8 protein-coding genes are annotated in these 12,295 nt (G+C 46.9%); 4 read left to right on the forward strand and 4 right to left on the reverse strand.

Annotation, left to right across the window (positions count from 1 at the left end; all coding sequences use genetic code 11):
• The first annotated feature begins 98 nt into the window (after nucleotides 1–98).
• From uvrA to AC3B6P_RS01810, 4 genes are all read left to right on the forward strand, one after another.
• Nucleotides 99–3,074, forward strand: a complete 2,976-nt coding sequence (gene uvrA / locus AC3B6P_RS01795; protein ID WP_489804444.1) for an excinuclease ABC subunit UvrA — start codon at nucleotides 99–101, stop codon at nucleotides 3,072–3,074.
• A gap of 18 nt (nucleotides 3,075–3,092) precedes the next feature.
• Nucleotides 3,093–3,422, forward strand: a complete 330-nt coding sequence (locus tag AC3B6P_RS01800) for a DMT family transporter (RefSeq protein ID WP_489804445.1) — start codon at nucleotides 3,093–3,095, stop codon at nucleotides 3,420–3,422.
• Nucleotides 3,423–3,914, forward strand: a complete 492-nt coding sequence (locus tag AC3B6P_RS01805) for a DUF2946 family protein (RefSeq protein ID WP_489804446.1) — start codon at nucleotides 3,423–3,425, stop codon at nucleotides 3,912–3,914.
• Nucleotides 3,915–3,995: 81 nt separating this feature from the next.
• Nucleotides 3,996–6,173, forward strand: a complete 2,178-nt coding sequence (locus AC3B6P_RS01810; RefSeq protein ID WP_489804447.1) for a TonB-dependent receptor — start codon at nucleotides 3,996–3,998, stop codon at nucleotides 6,171–6,173.
• Nucleotides 6,174–6,194: 21 nt separating this feature from the next.
• Here the strand turns inward: AC3B6P_RS01810 and trhO are convergent, their stop codons facing one another.
• The 4 genes from trhO to AC3B6P_RS01830 form a co-directional block, all read right to left on the reverse strand.
• Complete coding sequence (gene trhO / locus AC3B6P_RS01815) at nucleotides 6,195–7,166, reverse strand: oxygen-dependent tRNA uridine(34) hydroxylase TrhO (RefSeq protein WP_489804448.1); 972 nt, start codon at nucleotides 7,164–7,166, stop codon at nucleotides 6,195–6,197.
• 30 nt (nucleotides 7,167–7,196) lie between these two features.
• Nucleotides 7,197–9,641, reverse strand: coding sequence for a putative bifunctional diguanylate cyclase/phosphodiesterase (locus AC3B6P_RS01820; protein ID WP_489804449.1), 2,445 nt, complete (start codon nucleotides 9,639–9,641; stop codon nucleotides 7,197–7,199).
• Nucleotides 9,642–9,742: 101 nt separating this feature from the next.
• Nucleotides 9,743–11,086, reverse strand: coding sequence for an autotransporter strand-loop-strand O-heptosyltransferase (locus tag AC3B6P_RS01825; RefSeq protein ID WP_489805521.1), 1,344 nt, complete (start codon nucleotides 11,084–11,086; stop codon nucleotides 9,743–9,745).
• 41 nt (nucleotides 11,087–11,127) lie between these two features.
• Nucleotides 11,128–12,288, reverse strand: a complete 1,161-nt coding sequence (locus AC3B6P_RS01830; protein WP_489804450.1) for an autotransporter strand-loop-strand O-heptosyltransferase — start codon at nucleotides 12,286–12,288, stop codon at nucleotides 11,128–11,130.
• Nucleotides 12,289–12,295: the final 7 nt, after the last annotated feature.

Genomic DNA, 12,295 nt, shown 5'->3' on the forward strand with positions numbered 1-12,295 from the left:
CTTTCATCTTTATTAAGGCTTATTACATTATAGACACTGTAACGCGCTCAAGCCTTACGATCTACACCTATTCTGCATCATGAGGGGATATAATTTCTGTGAAAAAAACGACTCCTTCTCTTTCGATCCCCGCCACAACAAATGGCGTTATCTCCGTGCGAGGAGCTCGTACTCACAATCTGAAAAATATCGATGTGCAAATTCCGCGTGACACACTGACCGTCATCACAGGTTTGTCTGGATCAGGTAAATCATCACTCGCCTTTGATACGATTTATGCTGAAGGGCAAAGACGCTACGTCGAATCCCTCTCGGCCTATGCACGGCAATTTCTTGAATTAATGGGCAAACCTGATGTCGACTCGATTGAAGGGCTTTCACCGGCAATCTCCATCGAGCAAAAGACGACCTCCAAAAATCCACGCTCGACCGTTGGAACAATTACAGAAATTCATGACTATATGCGCCTTTTATGGGCACGTGTTGGCATCCCCTATTCTCCAGCAACAGGGCTGCCCATTGAATCACAGAGCGTCAGTCAGATGGTTGACCGCGTTATGGCGCTGCCCATTAATAGCAGAATCATGCTTCTGGCCCCTGTCGTCAGGGACCGAAAAGGCGATTGTGCCAAGGAACTTGCTGAACTTTCGCGCCGTGGATTTACACGCGCACGCATAGACGGAACATTATACGAACTCTCAGAAGTTCCAAAACTGAACCGCAAGACGCGACACAATGTAGATGCTGTGATAGACCGTCTCATCGTCAAAGAAGGCATTGAAACACGCCTTGCTGACAGCTTTGAGACAGCTCTTGAACTCTCTGACGGGATTGCTCTTATCGAAGAAATACCCCGTGCAGAAGATGAAAAAGAGCCTGTTTCCATTTCTTTTTCATCGCGTTTTTCCTGTCCTGTTTCAGGATTCAGTCTTGAGACAATAGAACCGCGCCTCTTTTCCTTTAATGCTCCCATGGGCGCCTGCCCACATTGTGATGGTCTGGGAACAGAAACACATTTTGATCCTGCCCTTATCATCCCCGATGAAACACTTTCTCTCAAAGAGGGTGCCATCGCTCCCTGGCGGGAAGAAAAAGATCCCCTTTTTGAGCAGACATTGGCTGCGCTGGCCCGTCATATGGGCGAGGCATTAACGACTCCCTGGCACAAACTACGTCCTGAAACGAGGGATTTCCTGCTCAATGGCAGCTCCGAAACCGTTCTTATCCCTTATCAGGATGAAAAAGGGCGCGTTCATACAATCAAGCGCCCATTTGAGGGACTGATTGCTCATTTACAACGCAGGCTAGCACAGGCCAGTAGTGTCTATGTCCGTGAAGCCCTTGGACGTTACCAGTCTGATATGCCGTGTCCGGCCTGCCACGGTGCCCGTTTGCGGCCAGAAGCCTTATGCGTCAAAATAGGAAATCTTGATATCGCACAAGCATCTGAGATGACGATCAGCGCTGCCCTGGAGTGGTTCAAAACCGTAGAAAGCACCCTTACACCCCAGAGAGCCGAAATTGCCCGGCGTATCCTACGCGAAATCACCGAAAGGCTGCATTTTCTTGATCGTGTCGGCCTCGACTATCTCACCCTCTCCCGTGGATCTGCAACCCTTTCAGGGGGTGAAAGCCAGCGTATTCGTCTGGCATCACAAATTGGTTCGGGCCTCACCGGGGTGCTTTATGTTCTGGACGAACCTTCCATCGGCCTGCATCAGCGCGATAATGCCCGGCTTCTCGCAATGCTTGAACGTTTGCGTAACCTCGGAAACACAGTGATTGTTGTCGAACATGATGAAGATGCCATACGTCAGGCTGATTATTTGGTGGATATGGGGCCAGGAGCTGGCACTCAAGGAGGAAATGTCATTGCTTATGGAACGCCTCAGGAAGTCGCACAGAACCCCGAGAGCATTACAGGGGCATGGCTTGCTGGCCGAAAGGGTATTGATGTCCCGACCCAAAGACGCAAAAGTGATCGCTGGATAAGCTTACATGGAGCAAAAGGACATAACCTCAAAAACGTTACAGCCCGTTTCCCCCTCGGAACCTTTATCAGCGTTACGGGTGTTTCAGGTAGTGGTAAATCCACGTTAGTCATCGATACCTTCTATAAGGCTCTGGCGCGAGAGGTCATGAAGTCGGGGGTTGTTCCCCTCGCCTATAGCCGTATTGAAGGGGCAGAACAGATCGATAAAATCATTGAAATTGACCAATCCCCCATTGGTCGGACGCCCCGTTCAAATCCTGCGACCTATACTGACCTTTTTACCCCTATCCGGGACTGGTTTGCAGAGCTTCCTGAAGCAAAAGCCCGTGGTTATAAACCAGGCCGTTTCTCCTTTAATGTCAAAGGCGGTCGTTGTGAGGCATGCCAGGGCGATGGTGTTCTGAAAATTGAAATGCACTTCCTGCCCGATGTTTTTGTCACATGCGATAGCTGCAAGGGGGCACGCTATAATCGCGAAACGCTGGAAATCAAATTCCGGGGAAAATCCATTGCCGACATCCTGGCCATGACTGTTGATGAGGCAGTACCTTTCTTCCAGGCTGTACCCAAAATCGCTGAAAGACTGGCTGTTCTGCAACGTGTTGGTCTGGGCTACGTAGCCCTTGGGCAGCAGGCAACCACCCTTTCAGGCGGGGAAGCCCAACGCGTCAAACTTGCCAAGGAGCTAGGTCGACGCGCAACAGGCCGCACACTTTATATCCTTGATGAACCAACAACCGGACTCCACACAGAAGATGTCAGAAAGCTGCTGGAAGTCCTGCATGCCCTGGTGGAACAGGGTAATACGGTGCTCGTGATCGAGCATAATCTTGACCTTATCAAGACAGCAGACTGGATCATTGATATCGGACCGGAAGGGGGTGCAGGAGGGGGAGAAATCGTCTGCGAAGGCATACCTGAAAAAATTGCTGCCTGCCAGAAAAGCTATACAGGGCGTTTTCTCTCACCTATGTTGAAAGAAAAAATCAATAAAAGCTCTTCTACTTCTCCGGAAAAGCAAAAAACAAACCTTGCCAAATCTTCCAAATCTTCTGTAAAGGGAAAATTGGAGAAGAAATAACATTCTTGTGATGGATAAATGACAGGCTGGCTCTATCTCTTCGCCGCTATTTTACTTGAAGTAGGGGCTACATACCTGCTCAATCTGAGCGATGGATTCAGACGTCTGTTCCCAACATCTGGCTCACTAGCCCTTTATGTCATAGCGTTTTTCTGTCTGTCCCGAGCCTTGCGGGACATTCCTCTCGGGATTGCTTATGCTGTCTGGTGCGGGTTTGGCATCATCTGCATTGTCGCAATAAGTGTCATTTTTTTCCGGCAACAGCTTTCTCTTACTGCCTATCTGGGAGTCGCCTTTATCGTTATTGGCACCATACTTGCCAGTCTGGCAGGAGCGGTGCGCCATTAAATGACCTGCCTTCCGCCCCTTTTCAGGCTGTTTCCAACACGTCCTGCCCCGGGCAAAACGCCTTGGTATCTGCTGGTTTTACTTGTCAGCGCTCTTTTGGGGCAGATGTTTTTACAAACAGTTTCACTCCCGGAAGAGACACCCCGCAGTGCTATTGAACGATTGACCGGCATTGACATCGCCCCTTTTCCTGCAAAAAACGAACATCATCATGAGATGACGTCCCATATGGAGCATGTCATGTTCGTTGCAGGCAAAAACATCCTTATTCCAATTAACGGACATTCCCATCACCATCATCATGACGATGATGCCTGTCCGCTCTGTCCTCTCCTGGGGCACGTCTTTTTTGCCCTCTCAGCGTTCATCATAATGCTAGGGGCCTGCCAGTTCATACGCATGCGCTGGACAAGACCTGCTCAGCCACGTGCCCCCCCTCTGGCGGAAGAATGGCAGTTTCCTCCTTCCCGAGCGCCACCAGCCTATCTCTGAATCACACTGACATTCCCTTCCAGTCGCCTTTTTCGCGACGGAACGGGTCATTTTAAAACTGTGTTTTCAGGACGATTATACGTGTCTTTTTCTCTAACCGTTTTTTCAAACGGCATTGAGCATAACAGAAAAGTTTCTATCGGGCTTTTTCTTGTCAGCTCGTCTTTATTGTCATTTTCTCCATATGCTCTGGCTGCGGACGCACACGCTGAAAATAATAAAAACCAACCCAGAGAGGAAACCATTACAGTCACCCGCCAGAGGGAGCACTTCTCCCAGGCGCCAGATACAACCTCCCTCTTTAGAGATGTTCCGGGGTTTAGTACCTATTCAGCGGGAGGGCTCTCCTCTCTTCCTGTCCTGAATGGTATGGCTGATGACAGACTTGCGACCTTCATTGACGGAATCAGAACCGGCGCAGACTGCCCCAACCATATGAACCCTGCCTTTTCTCAAATTGACATGGACAGCATCGCCTCCAGCCAGGCTGTTTCCGGCATCAGCTCTGTCAGTATTGGGGGTGACAGCATTGGAGGATCGCTTTCAGTTGAAAGAAAAGACCCCCAATTTGCCCGGAAGGGAAAAATCCTTGTTACAGGACAGGGCAGAGCTGACTGGCGCAGTAATGGTGGCGGCTCTGGCGCAGCAGGCTCTGTCACAGTGGCCAATGATACACTCAGCCTGCGCTATACGGCCTCTTACAGCCATGCCAGTGATTATAAAGCTGGTGGCCGGGGCGGTCATGTCGCCTCAACCAGCTACCTGGATTATAACCACGCCGTGACAGCAGGTCTGCGTCATGAAAACCATATGTTTGCCCTGACCTTTGGGCAACAGGATATGCCTTATCAGGGCTTTCCCAACCAATATATGGATGAAACCAACAACCGCATGACCTTTGTGAACGGGAAATATCTCGGCACATTCGATTGGGGTAAACTAGATATCCGGGCTTTCTGGAAGCGCATTGACCATGCCATGAATATGATGTCCGACAAGGGTGGGCACTCAGATACGACAGGAATGCCCATGAACCTTGCTTCACGCAATGTCGGCTATTCCATCAAAGCTACAATCCCTTTAACCCGGAAGCAGATCTTACAGGTTGGAAGCGAATTCCAGCATAATGGTCTCAATGACTGGTGGCCACCTTTGCAAGGCAGTATGATGATGGGACCAGGGACCTATCACAATCTGAATGACGCCCATCGCGATCATCTCGGCCATTTCATCCAGCTCAACTCTCATTGGACATCACGCCTTTCCACCGAGATTGGCATGAGAAGTGACCTCGTCATGATGAATACAGGACAGGTCTCAGCCTATAATAATGGCGGTTCCATGAATATGATGAGTATGAGGGGCATGGGTAACGCAGATACTGAAGCTGCGAAAGCCTTTAATACTTCAAAACGTGGTCGCACTGACGCCAATTTCGATGCCACGGTCATTATCCGTTACAAAATAGCCGATTATTTTGATGTTGAAGGTGGTTATGCCCGTAAAACCCGCTCACCCAATCTTTATGAACGTTATAGCTGGGGACGCGGTTCCATGTCCTCGCGCATGATCGGATGGTTTGGGGATGGGAATGGATATGTCGGAAATCTCCGCCTAAAACCCGAGATCGCCAATAATGTTAGCGTCACCTTCCATTTCCATGATCCCTATAACCAGGGGTGGGATCTGACGGTACAGCCCTATTTCAGCCATATCCATAACTACGTGAATGTCGAAAAGATTGCTCACCTCTCCAATGGCTTCAACCAACTCCGCTTTGTAAATCACACAGCGCAGACTTATGGCATTAATGCTACAAGCCGCTTGCAGCTATGGAGTAATGGGCGTTTTGGTACCGCTCACATCATGGCCAGTCTGAACTGGGTGCGTGGTCAGGACAAAACCACACACACCGGACTTTATCAACAAATGCCTCTAAACGGCATTATTGGTTTTCACGAAAGCTATGGCCATTGGACAGGTCGTGCTGAAGTCACACTTGTCAAAGCCAAAACTTCTGTTGACTCTATCCGGAGTGAAGCACGCACTCCTGGCTACGCGCTCCTTGGTCTGGGAGTAGGGTATCGTTGGCAGACCATGCGGCTTGATATCGGATTGGAGAATCTGCTCAACCAACGTTACTTCCTGCCCTTAGGTGGACGTATGGTCACTGATAAAAACCACCCTGCCGGAACACTTCCAGCTCCCGTGCTGGCAATAGGACGGTCAGTTAATCTGACCCTAAGGGGAAGCTTTTAAGCTTTCCCCCCAATTACTTCTTTAATTGCCTAAATGCACGGTGCCCCGTTTACGGGCCAGCTCTGCCTGATGCTGACGTTCACGGTAACGGTGACGTTGAGCTTCTGTGCGCTTGCCATAACAGTGCGGACAGCTGACACCTTCCTCATACTCAGGAGAAGCCTTATCTTCAGCACTAATCGGGCTACGGCAGGCATGGCATAACTCATAATCCCCAGGGACGAGGCCATGCCCAACCGAGACACGCTGATCAAAAACAAAACACTCCCCATCCCAGAGGCTTTCCTCTTTCGGAATCACTTCAAGATATTTCAAAATCCCGCCCTTGAGGTGATAAACTTCGTCGACTCCTTCCATACGAGCAAAAGCCGTTGATTTTTCACAACGAATTCCCCCTGTGCAGAACATGGCGATTTTAGCTTTACGCCCCTGGGCTTCAATCTCTTCCCTTTTATGACGAAACCAGTCAGGAAACTGCCGAAAAGTCTGGATATCGGGGTCTATTGCCCCTTTGAATGTGCCAATAGCCACTTCATAATCATTACGCGTATCCATGAGGATCGTGTCAGGGTCGCTGATCAGAGCATTCCAGTCTTTGGGTTCAACATATCGTCCAACGCAGGCGAGTGGATCAATATTTTCCTGACCCATTGTAACAATCTCACGCTTTAATCTCACTTTGGTGCGCAAGAAAGGCATGGAAACAGCTCTTGATTCTTTATAGTCAAGATCAGCACATCCCGGGAGGGTGCGGATATGATTCAGAACCCGCTCAATTCCCTCCTCGCTCCCTGCAATGGTGCCGTTAATTCCTTCTTTCGCTAAAAGCAAAATTCCCTTCACGCCTTCCTTTTTGCATAAGTCACGTAAAGGACCACGCAAAGCCTCTGGATTTTCAAAAGGCGTAAAACGATAAAGAGCAACAACACGAATTGGTAAAGACATTTCAGACATCGGACTCACTTCCCCCTGATTTGGAGTTTGTCTCTTCATATCAGGCTCTTTTCCGAAGACATAGTCTCTTTAAACACTAACAGCTTCCTCCAGAACGGATGTGCCGGACCCGGAGAGAGGCAGTTCGGCCCCTCCTTTCGAAATCAGCTCCATAACTTTTTCTGGCAACATAGGTTTTGCAAAATAAAAACCCTGAACCTCATTACAGCCCAGCGACACAATATAATCATATTGCTCCTGACTCTCTACGCCTTCAATCGTCATGGAAATTCCCAGATCAATTGTCAGATTCACAACGCTTTTAACAATCGTTGCCGCTCTCTGATCACGAAGCATGTCATGAACAAAAAGACGATCCATTTTAATCTTGGAAAAGGGGAAAAAATATAGATACCCCAGACAGGAAAACCCTTTGCCAAAATCATCCAGTACGATCGCCATGCCCCGCTCTCTCAACTCATATAGTTTGGCAAAAGTGACAGGACTCTGCTTCATGAAAATTGTCTCGGTTATTTCAATCTGCAACCTGTAAGGAGGAAAACCAGTAGCATCCAAAGCCTCAACCCATTCAGAAACAAAATGCTCCCTCATAAGCTGACCGGGAGATAAATTGATTGATAAGATCAGCTCTTCCGGCCAGCTAAGAGCAAATTTGGCTGCCTTAGTCAGGACAAACAGGCCAAGTTTCTGGATAAGGCCCGAATCTTCAGCCAGAGAAATCAGCTGCTCCGTCAGAATACGGCCATAAAGAGCATGTCTCCAGCAAAGAAGTGCCTCGAAACCTTTTAATCTCTGGGTCTGGGCATCATAAAAAGGTTGATAAAGAAGGGAAATATCCCCCTCATCCAAAGCTTTTGCCAGGTCCTGCAAGAGATTTAACTTTCTCTGTGCCACTGTTTCAAGCTCGGGGGCAAAGAAAATAAAACAATTCCCTCCGCGCTTTTTTCCCTCATAAAGAGCTAAATCACTGGCAGCAAGAAGGTCATTAATTCCTTCTGCTCCCCCTTTGGAAAGAGCAATGCCGATTGTTACGCCAGGTGTCCAATATGCTCCTTCTTTAAGCTCAATCTGCTCTGAGGTAATAACCTCAATTAAATGCTTAACTTTTGCCTCGACCCTGTTCTTGCCCGTACCTTTATCAACCAGGACAAACTCATCACCGCCAACACGGTATAAAACGTCGTTTTCTTCCAGAGATCGGCTGATTCTCGTTACAATCTGGGTCAACACATGATCACCCATATGATGACCATAATGGTCATTTACATATTTAAAACCATCAAGATCAATATTGAGAAGAGCGAATTCTTCCTGCTTCTGTTCAGCTGTAACAAGATAGAATTCCATATCGTCAAAAAAGGCCGCACGATTTGGCATATTTGTTAATTCATCATGACGGGCCCTGAAAGCAGCCTTACGATGAACATTATGGATATAGGTAACGTCTGTCCCTACCCCACGATAACCAATAAATTTTCGTTCCCTGAACATGGGGCGCCCACTAAGGGACCAGTAAGAGACTTCATGATCTTTGGGAATCTTAACCACAAGATCACGGAAAAAAATACGCTGCTCAAGACATTCCTTAAGCCTTTCAATCCCTTCCGCGTGATTGGTTTCCTCTGAAGAACTCACCATCTGAGCCATGATAGTAACAAACGGATTTGCGTATAAAACCTTTTCATCAAGCCCCAGGGCATGCACAAAAGATGGCGAAACCCCTTTTAGTACACCTTCTGCATCTGTCTCCCAGAGCCAGTCACTGGCTATATCACTTGTATCTCCCAAAAGGAGAGTCAAGATCGCATTACGTTGTTCCAGATAATAATGATTGATCAGATAGCCAATCAGAAGCTCTCTGATAAGACCGCAGCTTAAAACAATAAACGCCGTATAAATCCCAAATATTAAAGCGCCAACCAGATATAATTGCTGATAATGAGACTGGTACCAAAGAAATAAAATAACAGCTACTATTCCCCCACCCAGGATGCTTGAAAAGAGGACTGAAGCCCCAGCAACTGGTAAAAATAGAACAGCACTTACCATTAATGCCATTACGAAAACGCAACAAAGTATCTGTCCGATCTGCGGTTCTGTTGGAAGAATAAAGGCCATAATACTCAGCCAGAACACTCCCAGGCAAACAGCAAAAATGCGTAATATATAAATAGCAGGCGACTGCCTTAAATGATGTTCCCTGACCAGAAACAGATAAGCCGTAAGCCCTATAATCAAGACGGCAATAAAAGCAATAATTGTAAAAACAAGACTATTAGGCAGGTTCCAGATCGAAATAATCAGGCAGAATGCCGCGACAAGCTGAAAAAAGACAAAAAAAGGTGTTACCCTGCGCAAAATATGAATTTTAATTGTGCTAATTGCCGGATCTACTGGACTGATCTGATAAAGTTTCCTGAACAGATCAATAAGAAAAGGAAAAAATCCGTGATACTGAGTTAAAATATCACCCAGATTTTCCGGCTCTTTAGATATAGTCTCATGAGACTCCATACGCCTTATCTCTTTCATCAGGATTATAGTCCTTTGTTATTATAGAGATAAGATTTAGGAAATGTTAAAAATTTATTTTACGTTAACGTCCACATGAAAAACTATAACTTTTTTTTACGCTTTGCACTGCTTTTTTTCTCTTTCCCTGGAGAAAGATTATAATCAACGCGTAAGCGTTTGATCGTCTCTATCACATAATCGGCACTAATCGCCTTTGTACATTCAAACTGACGGGATGTCCCTTTATGACGGGGGCAGAATATATATTCACTATGCTGAAAAGGTGTCCTGATATCATGCCAGCAGCTATTGCAAACATGCGTTGAAAAAACACGATAAGGATTCTCGAACTCGTTGAGTGGATGCGTAAATCCACTGATCATGATTACTGGCGTGCCGACAGCCCAGGCTAACCAGGATAAACCAGAGGAAAGTCCTATAAAAAAATCTGCATGTTTTATCCAGCGAGCCCGTTCATTTAAAGGTCGGTCACCCGTTTCATCTTCTACCCCGAACGGAAGACTGTTCCATGATAATCCATTCGCAATAACAGCTTCTTTATCGATACAAATGACCCTGTACCCTATCTGTTTCAGATACGAAACGACATCCAACCACCCTGTGGGGTTATTCCAATATTTACACGCCGCTGAAGCCTGAACAGCTATCACGACATATGGCTCCGGGATAGGACGTTCATCAACATTGCTAATATCAACCCTGGGTCGTTCTTCTGTTGGATCCACGCCTAATATGTAACCAGCAGTCCGGTGTAACCCTACCATCCGGAAATCGGCAGGCTGCCACCTGTTTTGTTCATCATGGAAAAACAGACCGATATAATAAGTAGCGTAAAACTCGCTCTTGATCTCCTCAAACTCATCATTCGTGACAATTCTAATATCTGGATAAACCGGCTGAAACATTTCCTTAAAAGGCTGGATCATGGTTACTGTCAAATCGCAATGATGCTCTTTGGCAAAACGCAGTGCATATGGAAACCAGCCCAGAGTATCGCCCAATGTAGCACCAGGCATGATGACAGCCACTTTTTTACGAGCTGCATTATAGTCATGAGACCAGAAAGGTTTTCCGTCTTTCTCGACTTCTATACGGACCTGAAGAAAATGGCGTTTCAGGGAAACAAGCTGAAGGTCTCCCCCTTCTTTTTCATAAAAAAGGCTCTTTGTTGCCGTATCTATGAAACGCACTTTCCAGTCCCCTTCAGGAACATAGAGCCTGACCCCGGCATTAAAATCATAACGTATCCCTTCAGGACCTTCCTGCGTCATGATCGATGCAGGCTCCGGAAAGGGTGTTCCATCCATAACTTTCACAGAAAGTGGGCCTTTTTCCTGATTTTTATCAGAAGAAAGAGCCTCATCCTCTTTCGTCCCCTCTGGAGCTGAAGGAGCTACGTTATCTGAAAAATCATCCTTTTTCAGGTGGATAATATCTTGAAGAATACGGTCTGTCTTCGCCTCTGTCACAACTGAACTCCAAAACCAGGGATCGTTTTAATCACTGACTGCACATGATGGACAGAAATCGCCTTACTACATTCAAACATTCTGTCTGTCTTGGCATGATAGGGACAAAAGAGACGGTTATCTGTCTGCAAGGTCTGCGTCACATCATTTGCACAGCTGTTACAGACGTGGCGATTAATGATCCGGTATGGTGTATAAAACTCATTATAGGGTTCTGTATAACCACTAATCAGAACGACAGGCGTTTTTACAGCCCAGGCAAGCCAGGATAAACCTGAAGACAAGCCTATGAAAAAATCTGCATATTTCAACCAGCGGGCACGCTCGGTCAAAGGACGATTTCCTGTCTGATCCTCAACGCCATGGGGAATAGGACGCCATACATCATCAATCCCCTCTATACGACTGCGATCAATGCATACAACGCGATAACCATTTTCCTTGAGAAATTTGACAATTGAAAACCATCCAAGAGGGTTGTGCCAATATTTGCTCATTCCTGACGCCTGCGTCCCTATACAGACGTAACGTTCCTTAAGAGGGCGACCACCCTTATCAATAATAACATCAGGACGCCGTTCTTCTACTGGCAGGCCAAGTATATAGGCCCCCATATGCGCAAGCCCCACCTGGCGGTAATCATTAGGCTGGTAATTATGATTTGTATCATTAAAGAACACCAGGACTTTATAATGAGCGTAATAGACCCGGTCATCCTCATCACCGGAAGTAATAAAACGGATATTTTTATAAGCTCCAGATAATAAGGGAAGAAGGTCTTTATTTACCTTGCATGTAAGATGACACTTATGACGTTTCTGAAAAGCAATCGCATGCCCAACCCAGGCAAGGTGGTCCCCAAGACCGCCTAAATCTATGGAGATCAGGACTTGTTTATGTTTCAGGTCACAATGATGCGTGAAAATCTGCTGATCATCTTTCCAGACCCTGATTTCAAAAGGTACGTAATAGCGTTTTGAACTTTGCACGAGACTGGACGTATTCACTTCCTGATCGAAAAGCCGGCTCTCTGTTTCAGTATCCCACAGCTCGATACGCCACTTTGCCCCTTCTGGTACCCATACGCGACATCCATCCATAAAGTCAAAGCGGATACCCTCAGGTCCTTCCTGTGTTAACACACGTTCGTCGCTCATAAAAAAC

The organism is Aristophania sp. ESL1142 (assembly GCF_058107345.1).

What these genes read in the sequence shown, in the direction of transcription:
- AC3B6P_RS01800 (WP_489804445.1), top strand. Translation starts at nt 3,093, where the DNA reads ATGACAGGCTGGCTCTATCTCTTCGCCGCTATTTTACTTGAAGTAGGG.
- AC3B6P_RS01805 (WP_489804446.1), top strand. Translation starts at nt 3,423, where the DNA reads ATGACCTGCCTTCCGCCCCTTTTCAGGCTGTTTCCAACACGTCCTGCC.
- trhO (WP_489804448.1), bottom strand. Translation starts at nt 7,166, where the DNA reads ATGAAGAGACAAACTCCAAATCAGGGGGAAGTGAGTCCGATGTCTGAA.
- AC3B6P_RS01820 (WP_489804449.1), bottom strand. Translation starts at nt 9,641, where the DNA reads ATGGAGTCTCATGAGACTATATCTAAAGAGCCGGAAAATCTGGGTGAT.
- AC3B6P_RS01830 (WP_489804450.1), bottom strand. Translation starts at nt 12,288, where the DNA reads ATGAGCGACGAACGTGTGTTAACACAGGAAGGACCTGAGGGTATCCGC.